Source organism: Halorubrum orientale (assembly GCF_059623105.1).
This window is the reverse complement of record NZ_JBSPSR010000006.1, coordinates 83,951-109,177: the sequence shown is the minus strand read 5'-3', so window position 1 is coordinate 109,177 and position 25,227 is coordinate 83,951. Positions and strand designations below refer to the sequence as shown.

The 25,227-nt window shown below is 61.4% G+C and carries 19 protein-coding genes, 1 tRNA gene and 2 pseudogenes; 9 read left to right on the top strand and 13 right to left on the bottom strand.

Going from position 1 to position 25,227, the window contains the following annotated elements:
• Nucleotides 1–489: 489 nt before the first annotated feature.
• Nucleotides 490–951 carry an HTH-type transcriptional regulator Lrp gene (lrp, locus tag ACWUI7_RS07340; RefSeq protein WP_496641565.1) on the bottom strand — a complete coding sequence of 154 codons (462 nt, stop codon included), beginning with the start codon at nucleotides 949–951 and terminating at the stop codon, nucleotides 490–492.
• A gap of 594 nt (nucleotides 952–1,545) precedes the next feature.
• On the opposite strand from lrp, the gene tnpA reads away from it, so the two are divergent.
• From tnpA to ACWUI7_RS07325, 3 genes and pseudogenes are all read left to right on the top strand, one after another.
• Nucleotides 1,546–1,977 (top strand): IS200/IS605 family transposase, encoded by a 432-nt coding sequence (gene tnpA, locus ACWUI7_RS07335; RefSeq protein ID WP_496641765.1) that lies wholly within the window; start codon nucleotides 1,546–1,548, stop codon nucleotides 1,975–1,977.
• A pseudogene (locus tag ACWUI7_RS07330) lies at nucleotides 1,974–3,247 on the top strand (RNA-guided endonuclease InsQ/TnpB family protein). The gene tnpA and the pseudogene ACWUI7_RS07330 overlap by 4 nt, the downstream one beginning before the upstream one ends.
• A 309-nt stretch (nucleotides 3,248–3,556) precedes the next feature.
• Nucleotides 3,557–3,796 carry a hypothetical protein gene (locus tag ACWUI7_RS07325; RefSeq protein ID WP_496641564.1) on the top strand — a complete coding sequence of 80 codons (240 nt, stop codon included), beginning with the start codon at nucleotides 3,557–3,559 and terminating at the stop codon, nucleotides 3,794–3,796.
• A gap of 136 nt (nucleotides 3,797–3,932) precedes the next feature.
• Here the strand turns inward: ACWUI7_RS07325 and ACWUI7_RS07320 are convergent, their stop codons facing one another.
• A complete protein-coding gene (locus tag ACWUI7_RS07320) occupies nucleotides 3,933–4,106 on the bottom strand; it encodes a hypothetical protein (protein WP_496641563.1) in 174 nt (57 codons plus the stop codon).
• 162 nt (nucleotides 4,107–4,268) lie between these two features.
• Here ACWUI7_RS07320 and uvsE point away from each other — a divergent pair, with 162 nt between their 5' ends.
• On the top strand, nucleotides 4,269–5,168 hold the full coding sequence (gene uvsE, locus ACWUI7_RS07315; RefSeq protein ID WP_496641562.1) for a UV DNA damage repair endonuclease UvsE: 900 nt from the start codon (nucleotides 4,269–4,271) through the stop codon (nucleotides 5,166–5,168).
• A 238-nt stretch (nucleotides 5,169–5,406) separates the two neighbouring features.
• Here uvsE and ACWUI7_RS07310 read toward each other — a convergent pair whose 3' ends face one another.
• On the bottom strand, nucleotides 5,407–6,891 hold the full coding sequence (locus ACWUI7_RS07310) for a DUF4864 domain-containing protein (RefSeq protein ID WP_496641561.1): 1,485 nt from the start codon (nucleotides 6,889–6,891) through the stop codon (nucleotides 5,407–5,409).
• A 200-nt stretch (nucleotides 6,892–7,091) separates the two neighbouring features.
• Here ACWUI7_RS07310 and ACWUI7_RS07305 point away from each other — a divergent pair, with 200 nt between their 5' ends.
• Nucleotides 7,092–7,724: a peptidylprolyl isomerase gene (locus ACWUI7_RS07305; protein WP_496641764.1), complete on the top strand. Its 633-nt coding sequence runs from the start codon at nucleotides 7,092–7,094 to the stop codon at nucleotides 7,722–7,724.
• 50 nt (nucleotides 7,725–7,774) lie between these two features.
• Here the strand turns inward: ACWUI7_RS07305 and ACWUI7_RS07300 are convergent, their stop codons facing one another.
• Nucleotides 7,775–8,449 (bottom strand): deoxyribodipyrimidine photo-lyase, encoded by a 675-nt coding sequence (locus ACWUI7_RS07300; RefSeq protein ID WP_496641560.1) that lies wholly within the window; start codon nucleotides 8,447–8,449, stop codon nucleotides 7,775–7,777.
• 488 nt (nucleotides 8,450–8,937) lie between these two features.
• Complete coding sequence (locus ACWUI7_RS07295) at nucleotides 8,938–9,642, bottom strand: type 1 glutamine amidotransferase (protein WP_496641559.1); 705 nt, start codon at nucleotides 9,640–9,642, stop codon at nucleotides 8,938–8,940.
• Between the two features lie 642 nt (nucleotides 9,643–10,284).
• Between ACWUI7_RS07295 and ACWUI7_RS07290 the strand changes: the two are divergent.
• Together ACWUI7_RS07290 and ACWUI7_RS07285 are read left to right on the top strand one after the other, a co-directional pair.
• Nucleotides 10,285–10,407, top strand: a pseudogene (locus tag ACWUI7_RS07290) (7-cyano-7-deazaguanine synthase QueC); the annotation flags it as partial.
• A 125-nt stretch (nucleotides 10,408–10,532) separates the two neighbouring features.
• Nucleotides 10,533–10,727, top strand: coding sequence for a ribbon-helix-helix domain-containing protein (locus ACWUI7_RS07285; protein ID WP_496641558.1), 195 nt, complete (start codon nucleotides 10,533–10,535; stop codon nucleotides 10,725–10,727).
• 88 nt (nucleotides 10,728–10,815) lie between these two features.
• Here the strand turns inward: ACWUI7_RS07285 and ACWUI7_RS07280 are convergent.
• The 6 genes from ACWUI7_RS07280 to ACWUI7_RS07255 form a co-directional block, all read right to left on the bottom strand.
• Nucleotides 10,816–10,888 (bottom strand) — tRNA-Pro (locus tag ACWUI7_RS07280).
• 54 nt (nucleotides 10,889–10,942) lie between these two features.
• On the bottom strand, nucleotides 10,943–11,542 hold the full coding sequence (trmY, locus tag ACWUI7_RS07275) for a tRNA (pseudouridine(54)-N(1))-methyltransferase TrmY (RefSeq protein ID WP_496641557.1): 600 nt from the start codon (nucleotides 11,540–11,542) through the stop codon (nucleotides 10,943–10,945).
• A gap of 235 nt (nucleotides 11,543–11,777) precedes the next feature.
• Nucleotides 11,778–12,608 (bottom strand): orotidine-5'-phosphate decarboxylase, encoded by an 831-nt coding sequence (pyrF, locus tag ACWUI7_RS07270; RefSeq protein ID WP_496641555.1) that lies wholly within the window; start codon nucleotides 12,606–12,608, stop codon nucleotides 11,778–11,780.
• 246 nt (nucleotides 12,609–12,854) lie between these two features.
• Nucleotides 12,855–16,100, bottom strand: a complete 3,246-nt coding sequence (carB, locus tag ACWUI7_RS07265) for a carbamoyl-phosphate synthase large subunit (RefSeq protein ID WP_496641553.1) — start codon at nucleotides 16,098–16,100, stop codon at nucleotides 12,855–12,857.
• A gap of 152 nt (nucleotides 16,101–16,252) precedes the next feature.
• The gene (locus ACWUI7_RS07260; RefSeq protein WP_496641552.1) at nucleotides 16,253–16,459 is read right to left on the bottom strand and encodes a hypothetical protein; all 207 of its coding nucleotides are present in this window, start codon (nucleotides 16,457–16,459) and stop codon (nucleotides 16,253–16,255) included.
• Nucleotides 16,460–16,553: 94 nt separating this feature from the next.
• Complete coding sequence (locus ACWUI7_RS07255; protein ID WP_496641551.1) at nucleotides 16,554–17,087, bottom strand: DUF5815 family protein; 534 nt, start codon at nucleotides 17,085–17,087, stop codon at nucleotides 16,554–16,556.
• Nucleotides 17,088–17,466: 379 nt separating this feature from the next.
• Between ACWUI7_RS07255 and ACWUI7_RS07250 the strand changes: the two genes are divergently transcribed.
• Complete coding sequence (locus tag ACWUI7_RS07250; protein WP_496641550.1) at nucleotides 17,467–18,984, top strand: HPP family protein; 1,518 nt, start codon at nucleotides 17,467–17,469, stop codon at nucleotides 18,982–18,984.
• Between the two features lie 54 nt (nucleotides 18,985–19,038).
• Here the strand turns inward: ACWUI7_RS07250 and ACWUI7_RS07245 are convergent, their stop codons facing one another.
• Both ACWUI7_RS07245 and malA read right to left on the bottom strand, forming a co-directional pair.
• Nucleotides 19,039–21,261 carry a CDC48 family AAA ATPase gene (locus ACWUI7_RS07245; RefSeq protein WP_496641549.1) on the bottom strand — a complete coding sequence of 741 codons (2,223 nt, stop codon included), beginning with the start codon at nucleotides 21,259–21,261 and terminating at the stop codon, nucleotides 19,039–19,041.
• A 212-nt stretch (nucleotides 21,262–21,473) separates the two neighbouring features.
• On the bottom strand, nucleotides 21,474–23,462 hold the full coding sequence (gene malA / locus ACWUI7_RS07240; protein ID WP_496641548.1) for an alpha-amylase MalA: 1,989 nt from the start codon (nucleotides 23,460–23,462) through the stop codon (nucleotides 21,474–21,476).
• Nucleotides 23,463–23,612: 150 nt separating this feature from the next.
• On the opposite strand from malA, the gene larC reads away from it, so the two are divergent.
• The gene (gene larC, locus ACWUI7_RS07235; protein ID WP_496641547.1) at nucleotides 23,613–25,100 is read left to right on the top strand and encodes a nickel pincer cofactor biosynthesis protein LarC; all 1,488 of its coding nucleotides are present in this window, start codon (nucleotides 23,613–23,615) and stop codon (nucleotides 25,098–25,100) included.
• The last annotated feature ends 127 nt before the right edge of the window (nucleotides 25,101–25,227 follow it).

Genomic DNA, 25,227 nt, shown 5'->3' with positions numbered 1-25,227 from the left:
TGCAGCCATATATGTTGAGTGGGCTCTATTGAAATTCTCTTCTTCAGACACATATCCGTGTAACACAGCCAGTCGACTAGGTAACGGGACATTCACTGGCTTACGCGATATCAAGCCTCGCGAAAACCTGCTCCGTCTGTTGCTCAAGACTCATTGAGCAATGAGCGAGCAGGCTGGACGTAGCTGTTTGCATCCCAACTCCGAGCAGTGCTGATGTTATCGAGGAAGAACGTGCTTCCTCAGGCGTCAATTGACCCGTTCGAACAAACACCGAGAGTAGTGTTAGGGTCGTCACGAGTCGTGTGCCGGCCCGGACGCTGATCGCCTTGCCTACGTCACCGTCCGCCATGCGCGAGCAACTGGCTGCGGTGTTCGACAATGAAGTGTGATATCAAAGCGTGGCTAGAGTTCGTTGGGCACTTCGCGTGAACTCACAACAACACTATACCATCACTCACTGGTGAGTAGAGCTATCTGGCCACTCCGAGCTCAGTCAGTATTCACATCAAGCTCAAACGACCGATTTTCGGTCACGATGTTCAGCACAACGCTCGTGTTTGATTCGTTGATGTCGGCGTTACTGAGAACGCTCTTGATCTGCTCGTTCATGTGGTCCGTGTCGATGAACTTCCCGACCGCAATCACGTCGTAATCGCCGGTCGTTTCGTAGACGCTCACCATCTGTTTTTCATTTCGAAGGCTATCTGTTACTGTAGGAAGCGCCTCGCCACGCACCTTCAGTTGGAGGATAGCCGTGACGTCGTAGCCGAGCTTGTCATAATCAACGATGGGGCTAAATCCCTCAATGACGCCCGCCTCTTCGAGATCAGCAAGGTGATTGGATACCGTCGTCACAGAGACATCAAGCTCCTCAGCCAGACTCCGCAAGCTTGCGCGACCATTGTGTAATAACGCATTGACAAGCTTTCCGTCCAGATTTTCGTACGTCATTGGATAATTGTACGGCTGTTAAGCTAAATACTTGTGTAATTAGATGTGTCAGTTGCCACGATATCACTCCTGTAGTTAATAGACACGCTGGTACCGCCGTACTGCAGACAACGTGTGAACCGCCTCAGGGTCAAACCCCGTGGTATTCGCCTCACACCGCCTGTAAGGTGCTCGGGCTAGCCCCCCAGGCAGTTCACGTTGTGCGTTCGTGTTGCTGGGTTCGCTTCCAAGTGACGTACAGTTCTCGGGCGGCGATAAGGCTGAGTACGACGCCAGCGAGGACCATTACGGTGTCTGCGTCGAGTTTTCTCATACATTACTGTAAGCGCGTACAGATGAAACTCTTTGGGCGGCTCCGAACTTCTACAGGTGAAGTAGCTGAGTGCTTGGAGACTCAACGCTGTGACGGTCCACTGATACGGTGAACCGCCTCAGGGACAAGCCCCATGGCATTCGGCTTACGGGAAATACGAGGCGAAAGCCTCGCGCTTCAGCGCGGGGATGAAGCCAACAAACAGTATTCAACCGCCGTCAATGGCATAGACGGGGTTCCAACGCAGTATTTAAGCCGTCCAACCGTGATAGTATACACAGATAGTAAAGAGTACCCGTCACGCGAAATACGAACTCTACTACCACATAGTGTTTGTACCGAAATCAGGCGGGACCGGAGGTCCCGCTGACCTCGCGGAACAAGGTTCCGCTCAGTATCGGCGTTCGCACCTGACGGGGGAGACGAAGGAACGTCTCGAAACCATCTTCGCGGAAATCTGTGAGGACAAGGGCCTCAAACTGGTCGAGTGCGAAGTCATGCCCGATCACGTACACCTGTTCATCGGAAGTCCACCCAAGAACGCCCCGTCACTCATCGTCAACTGGGTGAAGGGCATCTCGGCGCGGAAGTATAACCAGCGGTACGACGACCGCGTGAAGTGGACTCGCTCGTACTACGCCGGTACGGCGGGGAGCGCATCGAAAGGCGCTGTCGAACGATACATCGCTGAACAAGAGGGTGACGACGGATGAAGCGCGTCAACACCTTCGAGGTGGTTCCACAATCCGAGAACGACAAAGAGTGCCTTCGGCGGCTACTCGATGCGTCCGCCTCTCTGTGGAACGAATTGACCTATGAACGTCGTCAGAACTACTTCGGTGACGGCGACGTGTGGGACACTTCCGAGTACCGAGGACGCTACAACGGCGTCGTCGGAAGCGCGACCGTTCAACAGGTCACGCGCAAGAACAGCGAAGCGTGGCGGTCGTTCTTTGCTCTCAAGGAGAAAGGCGAGTACGCCAACCACCGTCGTACTGGGGCAACGAAGAGGATGGACGCGAACTCCGAACCTACATTCGGTGTGACCAGTACACGATTCAGTGGGGGAAGCGTAGCCGTCTCGAAATCCCTGTTGGGCAAGAATTGAAAGACGAATACGGACTCGGCTACCACGAACGACTCCGCCTCGAAGGCCGAGGCAACCCGAAGTGGGACGGCAAACAGGGTCGTCTGGAACTGGAGTACGACGAGGTTAGCGACACGTTCAGGGCTTTTCAACCAGTCACCGTCCCTGATTCTCGACTGGATTCACCACTGGCTTCTCACGAAGCCGCCCTCGACGTCGGCGCAAACAATCTCGTCGCGTGTTCTACGACTACTGGGAACCAGTACCTCTACGACGGGCGGGAGTTGTTCGAACGGTTCCGCGAGACGACCGACGAAATCGCCCGCCTACAGTCGAAACTCCGAGAGGGACGCTACAGTTCCAAACGGATTCGACGGTTGTACCGACAGCGGACGAAGCGCCGTGATCACGCACAGAACGCGCTGGTGCGTGACCTCGTTGAACGGCTGTACGACGAGAGCGTGGCGACGGTGTACGTAGGCGACTTGACCGACGTGCTGGAAACGCACTGGTCGGTCAGGGTGAACGAGAAGACGCACAACTTCTGGGCGTTCAAGAAGTTCATCTACCGTCTTGCGTGTGTCTGTGAGGAGTACGGCATTAGTCTCGAAACCGAGTCGGAAGCGTGGACTTCTCAAACGTGTCCTGAGTGTAGCGACCACGAGGAGACGGTTCGCCACGGAGATACGCTGATGTGTCCGTGTGGGTTCGAGGGGCATGCCGATCTCACGGCGTCGGAGACGTTCCTTCGAGAAAACAGCGATACGGAAGTCAGGCCGATGGCACGGCCCGTGCGATTCGAGTGGGACGACCACGACTGGTCGGGGAAACCACACCCTCACGAAAGTCCCAAAGAAGCGCGCACGAACCCGCAAGTTGCCTCCGTGGGTCGGTAGCCGAATCCCCAACGGAGGAATCCTCGCGCTTTAGCGTGGGGAGGATGTCAACAGCGTGTAAAAGTCACTAGCTGTTCGGACAGTGAGCGACGCATGCGGCCGACAGAATCAACTTCTATACGTGTAGCGGGTGTAATCATTTGGTACCGATGGCCGGGATAACAAAGAAAATCGGCGTCCGAGACGAGACGCTGTTCGCGCTCCTCATGATCGCCGTGTCGATAGTATTATTTGTAGTTATTTTGCGAAGTGAACGCTCATCAAGGGAGTGATGCGAAGTAATTTACTCACAGGGACAAATTATATGATGTGACTGAAGCACCTGAAGAGACGGCAGTCGACACAGTAGATGAAATCGAAACAGACGGTTTGACCCCTGCAGTGCTGGCATCGGTCGGATCGGTCGCTCTCGCTCTGTACTTCTACTACGTGCGCGGCGACAAGCAGCGCGGCCAGTTCGTTGGCTTCTGGCCTGTTACAATACTTGGTCTCGCGTCGTACTTCAAACTCGAAGAGATCAGACAAATGCTCGCTGAAAACGACGAGTAGGCCGGCCGACCTTTGTGTTGAGTCGTCACGCTGGATTCTAACACATCCAGAGTCAAAGAATCAAGTAGTCAATTAGGTGTAGATCAAGAATCGAATTCACGTTCGTATCGACCTTGGAGCCACGCCCCGAGGCTGGTCATTTATCGAAGTAGCTCGTGAAGAATCCAGAGAAGAACGCTGAGATACCCACTGCCAGTGCCATCTCAGTTAGGCCCCACGGCCCGTCACTGTCGTCTGTGAAAGCGACAGTGACGCCAACGCTGATCACGAGCGAGAGGAGTCCGTTCACGAGGTCCGTTTTGAAACTCATACGTGGTAGTTTGACTCCAGCTACTCGATTGTTTGGCTTAGGTCGACACTGCAGGGTGTCATTGACCCACGACCAGAGTCGTTTGCTTTCTCCTCGAATCTCCGTGTGAGGAGGCTCCGCTTCACCGAGCGATGTAATGGGCTCCGAGCGTAACAGGATCTAATGCTCGGATATCCGGGGTTGAACCGCACGCTGCGCGACCGTGATACGCCGGTACGCTGTACGCGTGGAATGCAGAAGCAGACGTTTGAGGAACGTGGGCTGCCGTATGTCTCGGCGCTTGCGCAGCAAAATCTCACGGACTTGTATGAATTGCTACAGTGGAATCGCGATCACCGAATTAGCTTGTATCGATGTACGTCATCGCTTATCCCATGGAACTCCCAGTTCGCTCTCAGTGAGCTTCCAGCATACGACGAAATCCAGCGTCTCGCACGACGATGCGGTGACCTGATTAAAGAAAATGAGATGCGCTTTACATTTCACCCAGACTATTGGTGCAAGCCGGCGAGTGAGTCAGCCGAGACTCGAGCTCGAGCCCGGAGAGCGATAGAGTATCACGCGGAGTGGTTTGACTTGCTCGGATTACCGGCTACTCCGTACTACGGTATCACCGTCCACATCGGCGCTACGTACGGCGATATTGGGGCAACCGCCGAGCGCTTTCAAGCGTTTGTCGATACCCTCTCAAACGACGCACGAGCACACTTGACGGTAGAAAATGATGACAAACAAAGCCTGTGGAGTGTACCCCAGCTCGTCGAGCGAATCAGTGACCCGACTGGCGTGCCTATCGTTTTTGACTATCATCACCACTCCTTTACCGACCGCGGATACAGCTATCAGGAAGCCTTTGAGATGGCGGCAGACACGTGGCAAGACGTTCGGCCGATAACTCACTACTCGGAGCCGGCATGCCTCCGTGACCCGACTGTACGTCCACAAGCACACGCCGAGCTCGTGAGCGATCTGCCAGAGTGGCTCCAGTCAGCAGCAGATGTGATGATCGAAGCTGACGGCAAAGAACGCGCCGTGCTCCAGCTGCGTGATGCCAAGGCGTAAGAACCGGCTAAAACTGGACCTCGGTGCGAAAACGGGTTTAGAAGACCTCTACTGACTGAGACCTTGTGGAGGCTGAGACGCGGGTTCGACTCTCGCACCCGGAGCTTCTGCGGAACGTCGTGATGAAGAAGGTCGGACGCAGAGAGTGAATCAGGGAGTAAAGCGAGCGAACGCGAGTGGAACGACTGTGGTTCGACTCTCGCACCTGGCCCTCCTCGTTCGACTGACCGTTGACTCTTCACCCGGTCCTCACCGGTTCTGAGGCGATGACGCCGTCGGTCATCCAGCAGCCGTCGTAGCCGGCCGATCCACCCGTAATCGATCCGTCTTCGGCGCCGATTTGCCGAAGTCGGAACGTGTACTGGGCGGTGACGGTCCCGTTCTCACGCGTCACCACACGGATCTTAGCGACATCGCCTTCGACCCGCTCAGAGGCGTACTCCGCGCTGTCGAACGAGAGCATCGGAGCGTACGTCGGCGTCTGAAACAGGTCGATAAATTGTGCCGTGCTCCCGACCGTCCGACGGTTACCGGGAGATGCAAACCGGCGAGTCGTTCGGATGCCGTCGTTCGTCGCCGGGTCGTTCTGCTGGAGTGCGTTCATCTGAATCTGCACGACGAGCAGCGGTGGACGGTCACAGGTCGGCTCCAGCGTCGTGTGTCGGCCGGCGACCGTGTCGGCTGCCAGCCCCGCGTCCCCGCCGTCGACGCTCTCGCCCGAGTCGTTTGAACTGACGCCGTCAGCATAGTAGTGCGGCGGTGACTCCCCTCCGACCGTGGCGCCCCCCTCGTCGGTCGCAACGTCGGGCGGGTCAGTCGAGGGATCGTCGTCGACTGGTCCGCCGGTGTTGCGGTCGTCAAGGTCACCGAGACCGTCGAAGGTACCGGTCCCACCGAAGTCGCCGACGCCGGTGACGAGTGCCGCGGCTCCACCAATCGCCACGAGCATCACCACGGCGATGGCGGCGACTACCACCGGCCGCCGGGTAGCTCGACTGTCTCGACCGCTCAGGGCGTTCTGCCCGTCTGCGTTTTTGCGCGGTCCGGTCGCTGTGGCATCCGCCTCACTCGCACCCGGCCCGGGTGCACCCTCCCACTCCGGGTCAGACGACGGGGTGTCGGCTGTGTCCACACTACGCGTTCGGCCGTCGGTCTCATCTCGCACCGCCGATGGCCTGCCACTGTTACCGGTTGATGCGTCCACCGCACACTCACTCCGCGCGGCCGTGACGGTCGGGTACGCTGTCGACCGAAGGGACACGCTGAGGCCGTCGACGCACAGCCGTTCACCCCTCGCCGGTGTGTGTTCGTAGAGGAGTCGACTGCGGAGGTCGTCGGGGGTGTAAACCGCGCGCCGAAGGCCCTGGTCTCCGCTAGGGCTGTCGTCGGGATCGTTTGAGCTGGCCGGGTCGTTCGCAGTGGCGGCCATCCCATCGCCGAGGGTGTCCGCGGCGTTTTGAGACGCGACCACGACTGCGTCGGCCGTGATACCGTCTGTCTCATCGCCTGTGAGACCCTCGCGTTCCGTCGTGGCGGCAGCCACCGTCCTAAGACGGGTGACACGGCCGTCGGGGGCGTGGACTACGACGAGCGGTGGATCCACTGTGACTGACGCAGCCGTCTCGGCCCATAGGTCGCCGACGAACGCGGCGAATGCTTCCGTGCCGAGTTCGGCGACCGCCTCATGGAACTGCTCGCGCGGTATTGGGGCAGCCCCGCTCACGGTCGGGTCCTCATCTATGATCGTGAGTATGTCACCTACACACTTGCCGCTTCCGACGGCTCTGGATCGTGCGGGTAGTTGGCTCGACTGGCCGATCGACAGGCTACCCGATGCTCGGGGAATCCGCGATCTTTATCTCGCGGAGCGCTTCTTCGTGCTCACGTACGCTTATGAACAGACGTCAATTCGTCACCGGCGCGATGGCCGCGGGCACGACGACGATCGCCGGCTGTGGTGGGTCAAACGACACGCAAGCGGCGTCACCCGAGAATTCCGAACCGACGGCTGAGGACCAGTCTACGGCTGAGGAACCGGCGTCGGGGCTGGTGACAGCAACACTGCAGACGAGTATGGGTGACGTTGCCGTCGAGCTCTACAGCGACCGCGTGCCACGAACGGTGGAGAACTTCGTCGGTCTCGCGACCGGGACGCGAACGTGGGTCGATCCTGAGACCGGTAACGGTGTCGACGGCGAGCCACTGTACGAAGACGTGCTTGTGCATCGCATCATCGACGACTTCATGATCCAGACCGGCGATCCGACCGGTACCGGTCGTGGCGGGCCCGGCTATCAGTTCAAAGACGAGTTCCACGAGGACCTACGTCACGACGGGCCCGGTGTGCTCTCGATGGCCAACTCCGGTCCAGACACCAACGGCTCACAGTTCTTTATTACGCTCGCGGCGACCCCACATCTCGACGACCGCCACTCGGTCTTCGGGCAGGTCACCGACGGGATGGCCGTTGTTCGCGCCATTGGCGCAGTCGAGACGGACGCAAACGACCGCCCGGTCGACCCGGTCGTGCTCGAATCGATCGACGTCGATCGCTGAGGTGACCCTCGGATCCGTGTGTCTCACTCGCTCGCGCGCGAGCGGGCAGTTCACATAGAGAACCGATCGAGTGCGGTGGTATGTGGGTTGACCGCTGGTTCCTGGTCGGTGTGGTCATCTTTGTCGTCACACTGGCGGTATGTCGTTCCGTTCGCGAGGGCACGGAGACGCTTTTGTGCCGCCTCGGTGCCGGCAACGAGTGGTGCCGTGTCGTACGTCTTAGTGCCCAACTGTGTGAGTCGTGGCACCGGCCGGGTCTCGACGGGGAGTGCCTCCGTGTCGGCCAGGTACGCCCCCGGGTCAGTGGGTGGTTCGGTGTCGACTCGGTCCGACGAATCGTCGTTCGGGACGGCTCTGTATTCGACGCTGGTGCGGGTGAGCGCACGCTTGACTGCGCGGTCGCGTCCGCGGGCGAGCCGCGAGTGGTCGTGGTTCCACACAACTTGGTCGGCGTTCACGGTATTCGCGATTTGGTTGACGACATCGGTGGGGTCGCCGTATTGTATCACGAGGTCACTCCCCCGGTCTTCATACCACGCGCGGAGCGCGCGGAGCGACCCGAGCATGAACGCTACCCCCAGTCCGTCTGCGTGCGCCAATATTGTGTCGTCCAAGACGAACACTGGGACGACGCGACTCCCGTCGCGCTTCGCGGCGGTGAGGGCGGTCGAGAGCGCCGGATTCGGGTGCGGCCGAAGGTTACGGCGATGCCAGTACACCTGCATATATTTTGTAACGAGCGCGGCAGTGAGAAGAGTTGTGACGCGCGCCTTGATGACCAGCCGGACCGGCGTGTGTGTCGGCGTGGTCCATGAGGCGGCCGCTTGCCGATTTGGCGGCACCGACGAGTGGGCCTCCGGAGCGCTTCACGCAAGCCATACACAGCGGTGGCGCGCGCCTCGCAGGCCGCCGAAGGCGGACTTGCGAGCGCGTGCGAGGGATGAGCGAGTCGCCACAGGCGACTCACGAATCGGCTGGGGAGGGCGTGGTTAAAAACGGTGTCCGTGACTCACAGAGCCCGGCTATAATACGGCCACCACAACAATACCCCACATACGTACGGAATTGACTGGGGAGGATATGAGTAAAACCCGGCACCGATGTCTCACAGCAACGTGGTGCCCGCATCGAATCACGCTCACTCGACTCGATCGAGATCGGCGTCGAGTCAAAACGGACGCTACGATGACGAGGTTCTCTTACGTACCGCCGATCAGGGCTGTTGGATGGGTCGGTGGCGTTCAGCGAGACGCCGAAAGCTGTCGAAGAGCTGTGTGCTCTTTCGTGCGGCTTCGACGGATTCGTCGGTGATTCCATCGAGTACAGATTGTCGCTGGTCATCTGGGAGGTCTTTACGCTCTGTCACCCAGACGGCCGTCTCACGATCGTACTCTGGGTGGAATTGGACACCGTAGGTGTGGTCAACACGGAATGCTTGTATTCCGTAGTCATTGCGTGCGAGCGTCACCGCACCCGAGGGGAGCTCTGCGACTCGATCAGTGTGTGTCTCGAAGCTGGTGAACTCGGTGGGTACGCCCTCAAACACTGGATCATCGCCCAGACGAACGATCTGCTCGTAGCCGAGCTCGTGTGTGCCCATGTCGACGACACGCCCACCTAGCGCCTGCGCGAGGAACTGGTGCCCCCAGCAGATACCGAGCACAGGGACACCAGCTCGGTGCACGCGACAGATCCATTCGGTTGCCTCGTGAATCCAATCGTAGTCGTCGTACACTGACGTCTGTGAGCCGCTTATGACCACGCCGTCGAACCGCCACGCAGGGTCGGCCATCGGCGGTGGACGCTGCCCCTCACTGATCTTGTAAACGGTGACGTCCGCGTCGAGTTCGCGACGGAGATTCGACTCCGCAGGGGTCTCACCGACCGACGCGTCGATCACCGCGAGTGCGACGCTCATAGTTTGTCTGTGGACTGTCATCAACAAATATTTTCATGTGAGAAATGTGAACTATATACAAGACTATCTCTAGCCCATTGACCGGTGACGCTGTCACCAGGACAGACGAATCGGTTGGTGACCTCAGTATCGCTTTTCCAGTGAGCTGTGGTGGGTCACAACAGTGAGCGAAATCCTGTGAGTGAACACTGTGTATACGAGGATCACACGAGCGTTCTCAAAATGCATAAGCCGACTGGCTGCGGGGCACGCTCCGAGGCGGTTCACTCCCGCCTAGACGTCGAATCCGTTTCGCCTGAGTGCCGCCGCCAGATCGCTATCAGGAGCAGCCGAGAACTCGACTAACGATGACTCCGGCCTCGTCGTCGTGTACAAGTCGGCGTCGATATTATCTGGGATCTCGTTTGTGTGTGAGTTGTCTACAACTGCAACCGATATGTGTGGTCCTGTGGCCGCGTCTTCTGACTCACGCATTACTCGTTCTTACGAGCGGGAGACGGTTGGCTTTTCGCATTCACGAATACCCAGCCACTCGTTCGACACCCCGCTGTGACACGACTTGATAGAACGTGAAATTCTGTACAGGATCAACTAATTTACACGAAACCGAGGAGAAAGCCTCGTGCTTCAGCGCGGGGAGGATGTCAACGCGACGAGGAGCCTGCGTGCGGGACATGTGATTTGTGTGCATTCCGGCTTGAGGCGTTCCGAAATGCTGGGTCACGTGACCCAATTGAATACGCAGAGCGGCCGGAATTCTCATGAGTTCTCATGAGTACTGATTCACACGCATCACTCTCTCACTGAGATCAGGTGTGAACTTTGACCTTTTGTGTGTACTTTATATCCCAGACGATACTGTGATGGGATGACTCTGCGAGTACATATGTATGACAAAAGTGAGTGTCGAAATTCCACAGGAACTGCTTAATGATCTCGACGAGCACGTCGGCGACAACAGAAAATTCGTTAATCGGAGCGATGCAATCCGCGCGTCAGTCCGCAAGATGCTCGACATGCTCGATGCGATCGACGAACGGCACGGACGAATTGACCCTACCGTAAGAACGGATCGCGACCACTGACGGACTCACGTCGCTCGGTTCACTGATCCTTGTCTATAGAAATGATCTTACACCTACAACTTACAGACAGAACGAACTGCGGGAGAAGTGGGCCGGCGCAGATTCGAACTGCGGTTACGGCCACCCGAAGGCCGAAGGATACCAGGCTACCCCACCGGCCCGCAGTCTGAGAAAGGCTAGTCGGGAAGTTAACGCTTCCGAAGTGCCTGACCGGGTCAGTACGTCGTGTAGCCGTCCGTGTCAAGCCAGTTGTGGACGACGGCGATAGTGTCGTCGGCGTGGAGCACTGTCGGACCGACGCGAACTCGCTGGGTGGCCGCTGTGGCGACCGTCCCAGTCTCCACTGCAGTGAGGTCACGGTGATCAGAAAGCACAAAGACGGGATCGACCGGTGGGTCTACGTCGACGAGCGGATCACCCGCCTCGTGAAGCTGCACACAGGTCGCCCCATCAGCCACGATCCGATCGAGGGAGGCCTCGAGACCCATCCGCCGGAGCGTCACACCGGGAGAGACGTCGGCGGGCATGTGTCCGATCGCGTCGGCCGTCGACTCGAGCGCCCCACGAACGCGTGAGGCGACGTTCCGCTCGTCTGGTTGAAGGTGACGAAGCGTGTCCGCGTCGAACGTGACGGTGAACGCGTCATCGAGTACCAGGTGCACACGCACCGACTCGCGGATGTCGTGTGACAAGAAGACGCCGGTCGCGACACATCGACACAACAGGTCGAGTCGACCCGCACCGGGGATGTCCGACAACGAAATCGCCACCGGGTCGGTCGGCACCTCGTGGCCGACGACGACGAACTGGCGCATACACGGGAATTTTCCCCGGCCCTGATAAGCCGTCCGACCCATCACCCCGCATGAGCATCACCGGACTGTGTCAGATCTGTGAGGCGGCGCCGGCACAACACACCTGTCCACTGTGTGGTCGCGCCGTCTGTGATGCACACTGGGACGCTGAAGCTGGGGTGTGTACCGAGTGCGCGGCCGGTCGGCGATAGCTCGGCTGTCGCCGTCATCAACGGCTGTATTCTTCGGGCGATGGCTACCGATACTGATTCAGGCGGCGTTTGAGTCGCTTCGCGGCGTCACCGGCGGCACCGAAGTACGTCGCCTCGTCGTCCGGTCGAACCGACTCCTCACCGGCGAAGATGATCCCTCGCGAGGAATTGACGAGCCCGATGTCGACGTCGGCAGCCGGATGCGACGCGAGTCCGTGATCGACGGCCGCCTCGGCGTCGCCACCTTGGGCACCGACTCCTGGGACGAGAAACGGAATCGTCGGCACGATTTCCCGGACGCGCTCGAGCTCTTCGGTCGTCGTCGCCCCGACGACGAGCCCGACGTTCTGGTTCGCGTTCCACACGTCAGCGAGCGCGGCCACCCGCTCGTACAATGGCTCACCGGACGCAAGCTCGAGCGACTGAAGATCTGACCCACCTGGATTCGACGTTCGACAGAGCACGAACACACCCGTCGATTCGTGCTCAAGGAACGGCTGCAGAGAGTCCCGTCCCATGTACGGGTTGACCGTGATCGCGTCCGCGAACTCGAGCACGTCTGCGTACTGCCGGGCCGTGTTGCCGATGTCACCACGCTTTGCATCGAGCAGTACAGGCACGTCTTTCCCGGCGGCGTACGCGACGGTCTCTCGCAGTGCACGCCATCCGTCAGCGTCCTCGTAGAAGGCCGCGTTCGGCTTGTAACAGGCGGCGTGTTCGTGTGTGGCGTCGATGATACGCCGCGTGAACGCCCATCGCGGCATATCAGTGTCTGATACGAACGCCGGCAGTCGGCTCGGATCCGGGTCGAGCCCGACGGAGACGACGCTGTTCGTCGACTCGACCCGGGCTCCGAGTCGCTCGAAGAATCCCATAGAGTCGCTCTGCGGGCGCGGGCGCTAAACGTTGTGTTCTGTACTGCCCTGCGTCGTGTGCCCGACCGGTTATATACGATCACGACGCAGCCATCTCGTGCGTTGAGCCTCGCCCCGCGTCGGCCGAGACGGTCGTGCGGCACACCGTCGCGGGTGTCACATTTGTGCCGCCTGTTCGCCACACTCCACCGGGTACCAACGGCGGACCTGTCGCCTAATTGAACCGCAGTCTACTCGACGCAGCGATCAGTTCGTGTCCGCAGCGCCCCACATCTCGACGCGTTTTGGCCGGTCGGAGACGGCCATCACGTCGAGGTCGTCACTAGCGTGATCGAGCGCCTCGAGTGCCGCCATCGCGCTGGCGTGTGTCGAAAAGTAGGTGATCTCCTCTTCGACGGCCACCTCGAGCAGCTCACGCTGTCGCGAGACGATGAGGTCGATCTCGCCCGCTCGTGCAGCCGCGATGAGGTCGGTCGCCGTCGAGAGCTCAAAGTGTGTCGAAAAGCCCTCGACCAGCGTCTCACCCGCCGTCGTTCCCGGGTCCGGAAACTCGTCTGCAGAGAGGTCGACGACGGCCGTCCCCGACTCAGGGATGGCCTTCCCCGTCGCGTCCTGTGCCTTCTCGTACGCTTTACCGAACGTCTGTGCCGTCCCCATCACCTCGCCCGTCGACTTCATCTCTGGCCCGAGACGCGGGTCCGACCCCGGAAGCCGGTCAAACGGTAACACGACCTCCTTCACGCTCAGGTGTTCGGGAATTTGTTCGCCGACGTCGAGGGCAGCCAGCGACCGGTCCGCCATCACGGTCGCCGCAATTTTGGCGATCGGCACGCCGGTCGCCTTCGAGACGAACGGGACCGTCCGTGAGGAACGTGGGTTCGCCTCAAGAACGTACACCTCCGCGTCGACATCGGGGTCATGCACGCCAGTCACGGCGAGTTGGACGTTGAGCAGCCCGACCGTCTCGAGCGCCCCCGCGATGTCTTCGGTCACTGACCTGACCCGCGAGAGGGTCTCGTTGTCGAGCGAGCGCGGCGGGATCATACACGCGGAGTCACCAGAGTGGACGCCGGCGCTCTCGACGTGCTCCATGACCCCCCCGATCAGCACATCTTCGCCGTCGGCGACCGCATCGACGTCGAGTTCGACCGCGTCCGCTAAGAACTGGTCGACCAAGATCGGCTTGTCGGGTGAGACCCGCACCGCCTCCTCGATGTAGCGCTCAAGCGCCTCGTCGTCTTCGACGACGCGCATCGCCCGCCCACCCAGTACGTACGAGGGGCGGACTAACACTGGGTACCCGACCTCGTGTGCCAGCTCGAGCGCCTCCTCCCGGCTCGTTGCCGTGCCGCCGTCCGGCTGGGCAATGTCTAGTTCGTCCATCAGGACGTTGAAGCGGTCGCGGTCCTCGGCAAGATCCATCGCCTCGACGCTCGTCCCGAGTATCGTACAGTCCAAGCCACGGCGCTCGAGTTCCGCCTCGAGTGGTGCCCCGACGTTCACCGACGTCTGCCCACCAAACTGGACCATGACGCCGTCCGCGTCGGTCGTCTCGATCACATCTGCGACTTCTTCAGCAGAGATCGGCTCGAAAAAGAGCCCGTCAGAGGTGTCGTAGTCGGTAGACACCGTCTCTGGGTTGTTGTTTACGACGTGGGCGTCGATTCCACGTTCGCGGAGCGCCCGCACCGCGTGGACTGCACAGTAGTCGAACTCGACACCCTGGCCGATGCGGATCGGACCGCCACCGACGACGACGACGCTCTCGACGTCTGGGTCGACGCGAACCTCATCTGACGCCCCCGCTGTGTCGGCGCCCGCGAGGTACTCGGGCAGCCGTGCAGAGTAGTAGTACGGCGTCGACGCCTCGAACTCACCTGCACACGTGTCTACTTGTTTGAACGTCCGCGCGGGGACGGTCGACTCGACAGTATCAATGTCTGCGTCAGCGCTGCCGCCAGCATCTGTGCCGCCGGCGACTGACGCAATCGCCGCGTTTGTCCGTCCAACCATCGCGGCGTCGGTGAAGTCTCCCTCTGCAGCCGCGGCGGTCGCCTCCGCGACGTTCGCGAACCGCTCAACGTACCAGCGGTGGATGTCTGTGTGTTCGACGACCTCCTTGACCGTGTAGCCGCGGTCGAATGCCTCGAAGATCGCGTACGGCCGGTCCGGGCTGGGGCGCACCAAGTACTCGCGTTCAAGCGTCTCGTCGCCGACAGTTCCGAGGTCGACTGCGGGGTCGTACTCCGAGGAGCGGAGCGCCTTCGTGAGGCTTTCTTCGAACGTTCGACCGATCGCCATTGCCTCGCCGGTCGACTTCATCGCGGTCCCGAGCTCAAAGTCCACGTCGTCGAACTTATCGATCGGCCACCGCGGGACCTTCGTTACGACGTAGTCGATCGCGGGTTCAAATGCGGCGGTCGTCTCGCCGGTAATCTCGTTTTCGATCTCGTGAAGCCGCTTGCCGAGTGCGACTTTCGCCGTCACGCGGGCGATCGGGTAGCCGGTCGCCTTTGAGGCGAGTGCGGACGAACGCGAGACGCGCGGGTTCACCTCAACGACGCGATACTCGCCACCTGGCGTGCCGTCGTCGTGCCACGCGAACTGGATGTTACAGCCGCCTTGGATACCGAGTTCGCGAATCACGCCAAGTGCGGCGTCGCGCATTTCTTGATGGCCTGCGTCGGGGATCACCTGTGAGGGGGTGACGACGGTTGACTCGCCGGTGTGAATCCCCATTGGGTCGATATTCTCCATATTACAGATAATGATACAGGAGTCATCGGCGTCCCGCATCACCTCGTACTCGAGTTCGACCCAGCCGGCTATCGACTCAGTGATGAGCACCTCGCTGTTACGCGAGAGCCGGAGTCCTTTGCGGACGCGCTCGACGAGCTCTTCGAAGTCATCGACGACACCAGAGCCGGAGCCACCAAGCGTGTACGTCGTCCGCGCGATGACTGGGAGCCCCCCGACGGCGTCGACGGCCGACTCGACGCGGTCGCGGAACGTCGACTCGTCGAAGTCGGTCACGGATTCGTCGTCGTCGAGTGAGATGGTCGTCGACTTTGGGACCGGCTGCCCGATAGCTTCCATCCGCTGTCTGAAGAGGTCGCGATCTTCGGTCGCGTAGATCGTCTCAAGCGGCGTCCCCATGACGTCGACGTCGTGTTCTTCAAGAATCCCCTGTTCGGCAAGCTCGGCGGTGACATTCAGGCCAGTCTGTCCGCCGAGCCCGGCAATAACGCCGTCAGGCGCTTCGATTCGGATCACTTCCGCGATAGCCTCCGGAGTGATTGGTTCGATGTAAACTCGGTCTGCGGTCTCCGGGTCAGTCATAATCGTCGCCGGGTTCGAGTTCACGAGCACGACGCGTGCTCCTTCCTCTTGGAGCGCCCGACACGCCTGCGCTCCGGAGTAGTCGAACTCAGCCGCCTGTCCGATCTGGATCGGCCCGCTGCCGATGAGCAGTATGGTCCGGTCCTCGCTCATTACCGCGACCGAGTGCGCTCATCGTAATAAGGCCGACGATAGAGTACGAATCTCGCAAGTGATCTGCGATTTTCGCAAGTGGGAAGGGAACACGCCACACTGTAGTGTTTATTGACACCACGGTGACGTCGCATCGATACAGTGCGTGCGCGTCAGCGTTCGAGGGCGTACCGATACGGGCGTCCGGCGATCACATCGACCTCGCCCCGCTGCGCCTGCCGGCCTAGCACGGTTGCTACCCGGTGTGCACTGTCTATCGTGTCGTCCGCCTCGAGCAGTGTGAGTATCTCGCTTGCGGTCAACGGCTCGTCGGCGTCGGTGAGCACACCGCGGATTTGTTTGTACTCGTGGGTGCGCATGTGTCTTACACACGTACGCGACGCGTATAGGGTTCAGTGAGACGCCAGTCTGACAGACGTCAGACAATTGGAGAGATGGGCCCGTCGAGAGGAGTCACACGTAGGGGTCTTCGACCTCGAGATCGCGCTCGGCGCGGTACTGGTCGACAAATTCGTCGACGTCGAACTCGGTCATCGATCGTTCGAACGTCGTGAGCGCCTCGTTGTCGTCGGCGTGGCTCACGGCGTGTTCCATAAGTTCGACGACCAACTCGACGATGACCGCGTGGAGCCGTCGCGAGTCAAAATCGGTCACCCACACCATCGCGTAGCCGACGTCACCATTATCGCTGGCGTCACGCGTCACGACTGCTTCGGGGAACTCCTCGAGTACCACACCGAGGAGGTGTGGTGTGTCGAACTCGGGCATCTCCTCGCTCGTCGTTTCGATTGCCTCGCGCAAGACATCGACGAGAAAGTCGGGAAGAAACCGCTCTGGAGGGTGGACGTCCATCACGACCGCGTGCGCCTCCCCGCAGTCACACGCGAGCTCCCGCATCCCGAGGTCCAGCTCACCGAGCCCGACGCGCTCGCCACACGGGAGCTCCACCGTTTGGCCGCCGTCGCCGGGGACGTGCGGTTGTGCCATACCCGTTTTTGGCCCGTATCGGGGTTAAAATGCGCGGAACGACCCACTCGAATAACCACGATCACGCGCAACCATTGCAGTGGCGCGCGCCTCGTGAGCCGCGAAGCGTGCTCGCGAGCGCGTGCGAGGGATGAGCGAGTCGCCTGTGGCGACTCGCGAATCGGCTGGGGAGGGTGTGGCTAAAATCGTGTCCGGATGTCGCGCGGTCGTATTGTTCACACAATCACTGCCACCCATGTATGGAATCGGCTGGGGAGGGAGGTAACGAGGGGTATCCCAGCGTCTCAAACGGTACCCCTCGAGCCAGTGTGTCCATCGACTCCGTCCTGTCACCTACTCAAGCACCGTGTTTTTCGAGGCTGCGCACCTACTACGGAGTATGCTGGACGCGCTGTGGCGGCAATATTATGCGGCCCGCCGGCGGTTACGTCGGCTTAGTCGTCGAGAGGCACACGAGATCCGACGCTGGCTCGAAGACACGGAAAACTTTCTGCACCTCTCGACGCTGCTCGTCGTCCCGCTCGTCATCGGCGTCATCACGTGGGTCTCGAACGCCTCTCCAGTGGTCTCGTTTCTGATTTATCCGCCGTTAGCCTCTGGAACGTACGCGCTTTTTACCGACCCCGGCGGCCCGTACGCTGACCCGATTACCTTCGTCGGGGGGATCACCGCCGGCGCGGTGAGCGGGCTGGTTGCATTCCGTGTCACCGTCCCGTTCGTGTACCCCACACAGCCGGGGGTGTTCGAGGTGTACGCGGGAACGGCCGCGCTCGGCATCTTCCTCACGAGCGTCCTCACGTGGACGCTCGGTCTTGAGGTGCCGACCGCCTTCTCAACCGCGCTACTGGTGCTCGTAACCGGCTCAAGCGATCTCACGTATGTGGTCGGGATCGTCGTTTCGAGTGCGATCGTGGCGGGAGTGTTCGTCGGGTGGCGGCGCTACTTCTATCAGGAACGGTCGCGGTACCTCTTCCGGTCGACGAGTGGTGACGACCACGTGCTCGTCCCGACACGTGAGGAGACGCCCGACTCGATCGGGTTGTTTGCGGCGCGGCTGGCCGTCGCACACACGTCTGGGAAGGTCATCTTGATGGAGGCTATAAGCGAATCAACGATCGAGGAGGCGGCCGTCTCGAAGGACGACGTCCGGTCCCGAGAGGAGTCTCCGAATACCGGGTCGAACGTAGCGGACGCAGAGCCGGTGGTGGCCGTGGACGCCGCGGGATCCACCGACGCTGATGCTACAGCGAGTGCCGACGCCGAATCGGCGGTGACCGCAGCAGCCCTCGAACGGCTCGAACGACGCCGCAATCAGATCACGGGTGCGGTGTCGGTTCCGTGTGAGTACGTTGTCGCGGTGGCCGCAGATGACCCGGGCGAGACGGTAGTGGACACCGCACACGCCGAGAACTGTGATCTCATCTGTGCGCCGTATGAGGCTGACGACGACGCACTGGCCGCACACACAAAGACGTTGTTGACCGGCGACGTCGACACCATCGTCTTTCGCCCTGCTCGTGAGCGAACTGAGTGGCACCGCGTCTTAGTCATGGTTCGAACCTCAGGAGAGATCGCAAATGCGATGATGGAGTTCGCAAAACGACTGGCCTCGCCTGGCGGCGTCATCAGCGCGTGCTCGGTCATTTCGGACGAGCGCGAGCGGCGACACGCAGAGATCGTCTTAGAGGACGTCGTCGACTCACTCTCGGTTCCGGTCGAGACTCGGATTGGGTACGGCACCGTCCCGGAGTTTCTCGAGCAAAACGCGGCCGCGTACGACGTCGTCTTCGTCGGCGCAAGCACTGACCGACCTGCCGCCTCGCGTCTCGTTTCGACACCGACCTACGAGCGCATCCGCGAGCTGGACTGTGATCTGGCCATCGTCCACCGTGGGTGAGCGGGTGCGGTCGCCCAGAAGACGCGTGGGCCCGTCGTCGATACGCCGGTCCCGCTACTGGAAGCCGACGCGGCCGCCAGTGTCCCGGAATGCCTCGCGACTGCCGCCTTTGAACTCCTGTTCGACCTCCTCGTAGTAACTCATGATATCGTCGGTGATCGTCGGGCGCACCGATTCCATCGCCCGCCGGAAGTGTTTCATCTCGACCTCCTGGGCGTCGTCGTCGTCCCTGAGCGCTTCGATAGCGGCTTCGCGGGCGATTCCTTCAAGATCCGAGCCGACGTAGCCGTCAGTGATCTCGGCCACTTCGCGCAGACTCACGTCTGGTGCAAGTGGTGTGTCACCGGTGTGGATCTCGAGGATTCGTTCGCGACCTTCCTGTCCCGGCTGGCCGATCATGACGAGCCTGTCGAACCGCCCCGAGCGGATCAACGCGGGGTCGATCATGTCCGGACGGTTTGTCGCACCGATAACCATCACATCGCCCATCTCTTCGAGCCCGTCAAGTTCGGTCAACAGCTGGTTGACGACGCGTTCAGAGACGTTGTTCCCCATCTCTTGGCCGCGCGAGGGTGCCAGGCTGTCCAGCTCATCGAAGAAGATGATGGTCGGGCTCACCTGCCGCGCCTTCCGGAAGGTCTGCCGGATCGCCTTCTCGGACTCGCCCACCCACTTTGAGAGCAGTTGTGGTCCGCGGACCGAGATGAAGTTGGCGTTCGTCTCGTTGGCGACCGCCTTCGCCATCAACGTCTTGCCGGTACCGGGCGGCCCGTACAAGAGGACGCCTTTCGGCGCCTCCACGCCCATCCGGTCGAACTTTTCAGGACTCGTGAGTGGCCACTCGACCGACTCCTGTACCTCCTGTTTTGCATCCATGAGCCCTCCGACGTCTTCCCAAGACACCTTTGGCAGCTCGACGAGCACCTCGCGCATTGCCGAGGGCTCAACCTCTGTTAACGCTCCGGCGAAGTCGTCGCGTTTGACGATCATCCGGTCGATCAGACTCGGGGGCACCTCCTCTTCGTCGAGGTCGATCTCCGGGAGGTACCGACGAAGCGCCTTCATCGCGGCCTCCTTCGTCAGACTCTCGACGTCAGCGCCGACGAAGCCGTGTGTCTCGTCGGCGAGGTGGTCGAGTGAGACGTCATCAGAGAGCGGCATCCCGCGGGTGTGAATCTGGAGGATCTCTTTGCGACCCACCTCGTCGGGAACGCCGATCTCGATCTCGCGGTCGAACCGCCCAGGACGCCGGAGTGCGGGGTCGACGCTGTCAACACGGTTGGTCGCGCCGATGACGACGACCTGCCCGCGGGTCTCTAAGCCGTCCATCATCGTCAGCAGTTGCGCAACGACTCGGCGTTCGACCTCGCCGGTAACGTCCTCGCGTTTCGGCGCGATAGAATCTAGCTCGTCGATGAAGACGATCGCAGGCGACTCTTCTTTCGCGTCCTCGAATATCTCTCGCAGCTGTTGTTCGGACTCGCCGTAGTACTTCGAGATGATCTCCGGGCCGGCGATCGAGAAGAACGACGCCGACGTCTCGTTGGCGACGGCCTTCGCGAGGAGGGTTTTCCCGGTGCCCGGCGGCCCGTGTAACAACACGCCTTGCGGGGGCTCGATCCCGAGCTTCGAGAAGATCTGCGGGTGCTTCATCGGCAGTTCGACCATCTCGCAGACGCGCTGGATCTCGTTTTTCAGCCCACCAATGTCCTCGTAGGTGATCCCGCCGCCGGTCTTTTCGAATCCCGTGATGGGCTCTTCGCGCAGTTCGACGTCGGTGTCTTCGGTGATCAAACAGACGCCGTCAGGGTCTGTCTCGACAGCGATGAGCGGGATTGCCTGCCCGGGCGAGCGCATGAACGGGTGGTTCGTCGAAGACATCACTGGGACGATGTCGCGCTCGACGACCGGCCGCTTCAGGATCTGTCGTTTTACCATGCCGGCAGCGTCTGACCCGAACTGGACGGAAGCCTCCTCTGGCGGGGCCAACACCAGCGTATCTGCGGTATCGGCTTCGGCTTTGCGGATCGTGACCCGTTCGCCGATGCCGACGTCGGCGTTCTGTCTGGTAAAACCGTCGACACGAACCGTGTCGGTGTTCCAATCCTGTCTGTCCGCGCGCCACACCTTTGCGGCCGTCGTCTCTGCGCCCTCGATCTCGATGATGTCGCCGGGGGAGAGCTTGAGGTGTAACAGCGTATCGGGGTCGAGTCGGGCGATGCCGCGCCCGGAGTCGTTTGGGTACGCTTTCGCCACTTCGAGTTGAACTTCGTTCATTGTGCCTCGCGGGGGATACCCGTATCTGCAGCCGGTTCGCGAATAAGCCTGTTGCTCCGTGCGATAGCCGCGGCGTGGTGCAGCCGCGAGCGCACGCCCGAGCCGTGGCGTGTCATAGTATCACACGGTATGGCGCCCGTGGTTAAAACGCCGTCGTCGGCGCGGGGTTTCGCCGCCGCCGAATGGGTCTCCCCAGGGCGTTCCTGACCGGGTCAGCCCGTCGCTTCGAAGACGGCGACGTCATCGACCGTGAGTCCGTTGGCAACTGCTCGCGACTCACCACTGACGAGGTCGGTGGCGTCGACCGACTCGTCGATGCCGACAGTCGCCTGTTCTGCTCCAAAGTTGAGCAGCACGACGTAGCGTCCTGTGTCGGTCTCTCTGGCGAACGCGATGACGTCATCTTCCGCGTGCGTCTCGTAGGTGAGCCGCTCGAGTTCACCATCACCTTGGAGCCCCGGGTGGGCTTCTTGAAGCGCGAGCAGGTCGTCGTAATGCGCGCGGACCTCCTCGCGGGCGTGGTCCCACGCCAAAGGGTCTCGATTTCCGCGCTGGCCCAGCTCTTGGCCGCCGTAGAGCATCGGCAACCCGGGAAGTGTAAAGAGCGCTCCCGCGGCGGCCTTCGCCGCTGCGTCGCCGCACTCGACGATGTACCGCGTTTCGTCGTGATTCTCTAAGTAGAGCATGAACGCAGCGTGGTCCGGAAAGCCGGAGCGCGTCCGTCCCTCGACCGCGTCGAGGATCGCCTCTGCCGGTTCGTGGCCGTTGCCGACCTGTCGGAGCGCGAAATACAGCGTCGTGTCGAAGTGGACGTCGAACATCCCCTCGTGGAAGTCGGCGATGTACGGAATCGTCTCGTCAAGCAGCAGGAACTCCGGATCCCGGGATTTTAGCCGATCTCTGAGTTCACGCCAGAACGACTCGGGAACCGCCCACGCCATATCACACCGGAAGCCGTCGACCAGGTCGGCCCATGTGTCGGCCGCATCGAGGAGGTGTCGGCGGACGTCGAGAGTCGAGAAGTCGAAGTTGGCGATGAGCTCCCAATCGAAGTACGTCCCTGGCTCTCCGCTCGTCTGCCACTCGTACCGGTCCCGGTACGGTGAGCCGGGGTCCTGATAGGCGTCTTCGAACCACGGGTGGTCGCGCGCAGAGTGGTTCGCGACGAAATCAAAGAGCACGCGCATCCCGCGGTCGTGTGCCGCCTCGACGAACCGCTCGTAGTCCTCGCGGCCACCAAGGTCCTCGGCGATCGAGAAGAAATCCGTGATGTTGTACCCGTGCGGGGCGCCGTCGTGTTGAAGCACCGGGGTGAGCCAGAGCGTGTCGACACCAAGTTCTTCGATGTACTCGAGGCGGTGCTCAAGCGCTTCAAATATCGTCTCTGCTGTCTCGTCGTCCGCAGCAAATCCGCGGACATAGATCTCATACAGGGTGGATTCGGCCGCCCACTCCGGTGGGTCGTTGAGCCGCTCGATGGCAACGTTCTCGCCGTCACCGAGACGCTCTACGCGTACCGCGTCGGCGACGCTGTAGCTCGTGCCGACGGCAACGCCGTGGACTCGAAGGCGATTGTCGACCGCGGCCAGCGGGACGCGAAGCTCGCGGTCTGTAATCGTCACACTCCCCCGATCCACGTCGTCGCGGTCGTCAAGCAGGAACTCGACGCCGAGGTCGTCGGCTGATCGACCGGAGTCCGGGTGTGGTGTCGGCGTCGCGCGGACGACGACTTCGTCGCCCTCGACCCCGGCGTCAAGGCGGACTCGAGGACGACCGCCTGCACCGCCGGTCGTCTGATCGCGGGCGCCAGAGCCGGACCCGGATGCGAACCCGCTTTGCCCGCTTTCGAACGGGCGCGCTGACCCGCTCGCCCCGCTGTAGCCGCTGTAGCCGCTCATCCCGCTGTACCCGCTTGCCCCGCGAATGCCGGCCGCGGCGGCCCGGCCGGTCGGGCGCTGTTCGCCCGGGAAGACGCGGATCGACCGGTCGTACTCCTCGTGTGGCGTCTCGAGCGTCACCACGTACCGTCCGGGAACATCGGGAACGAACTCCGGTACGGGGTCGTCTCCGAGCCGGGCATCGCTCGCGATTGGCGCTTCCGTGATCGACCACTGGTAGGCGGCACTTGGGTCCGGATCACGTGGTGAGAGTTCGACGACGTCCCCTACCGCGACGAATCGCGGCGGGCCAGGATGTTCCATGATTACGTCATCAGTCGGCTAGGTGAGATTTATGTGTTCGGAAACCACAGTAATCCGACATACTCCTGGTAACGACTGAGTGCACCGATCTCACCCGTCGTGCGGGTCGATCCGAGTGAGTCTTTACTTGGAGAGCGTCTTCGGTCGCCCATGCGCACGCTCGCTTTCGACGGTCGGACCGGTGCGGCCGGTGACATGCTCTGTGCCGCGCTCATCGACGCTGGGGCAGACCCAACCGTCCTCGACGCGGTCGAGACGCACCTCCCCGTCCACTACGTAGTCGACGAGACGGTAAAAAACGGCATTCGTGCGACAACCGTCGACGTGCTCGTCGACGCAGACGATACCAATGCACGCGACCCTGCCGAGCACGGTTCCGAACGCGATCGCCACGAACACGATCATAGTCACACTTACCACCACAGCCACGACGACCACAGCCACGACCACGACCACAGCCACGACGACCACGACCACAGCCACGACGACCACGGCCACGACGACCACGGCCACAACGCTCACCACGCCGAAGGAAGCGGTGTCCACCGAAGCTATCCGGCGGTCGTCGATCTCGTCGAATCGATGGGACTTGAAGCCGACGTGGAGTCAACCGCTCTCGACGCATTTCGGCTCCTCGGGCGCGCGGAGGCGGCAGTCCACGGCACTGACCTCGCCGAGACGGCCTTTCACGAGGTGGGCGCGAACGACGCCATCGCTGACGTCGTCGGTGCGGCCCTGTTACTCGCCGACCTCGAAGTCGACCGAGTAGTCACCACTCCAGTCGCGGTCGGCGGCGGCACGGTCGAGATGAGTCACGGAGTGTACCCCATCCCGGCTCCAGCCGTCGTCGAGGTCGGCACTCGGACTTCGCTCGCGTTTGTCGGCGGCCCAGTCGACCAGGAGCTGCTGACACCGACTGGAGCGGCGATCCTCGGGGCGGCAGCCAATGCCGTCGAGGCCGTGCCGCCGATGGACGTCGACGACGTCGGCTACGGTGCCGGCGACGCGACACTCGATCACCACCCGAACGTGGTACGCGCGCTCGTCGGCGAGTCGGTCGACCCGCGTGGCGACGTGGAGGATACGGCCGACGCAGACGCTGCGAGTGAGACGTCGAGTGGAACCCAAACAGCGGGGTCCACAATAGACCGCAGACTCGTCCGTGACGACATCGCAGTCCTCGAGACGACACTGGACGACGCGGCGCCTGAGGTGCTCGGTGGGCTCCAGGAGTCGCTCGCGGCGGTCGGCGCCCGCGACGTGACGATTGTCCCGGCGACGATGAAGAAGTCACGACCAGGACACGTGGTGACGGTCATATGTAAGCCACCGGATGCGGCCGCAGTCGCCGAGCGCCTCGCCCGTGAGACTGGCACGCTCGGTATCCGCCAGACCGGGGCGACCCACCGCTGGATCGCTGAGCGCCGGTTCGAGACCGTGACCGTCGTCGTTGACGGCGAGTCTCACGAGGTGTCGGTGAAGGTGGCGTCAACGACCGACGGCGACCTGTACGACGTGAGCGCGGAGTACGACGATGCGGCCGCGGTCGCGGCGGCGACTGACCTCCCAGTTCGTGAGGTCTGTCGACGCGCGGAGGGGGCGGTTCATGACCGCCTCGCTGACGACAACAGCGAGTGAACCGCCTCGAACCCTGTAGACCGACGCGTCCACCGACTACGACATCGGGTGAGCCCGCTCGTGGGTGGGTCGTGGCGGGCCGCACCCGCAGTGAAGCCGACAGGCCTATGCCACACGCCCGGCCACT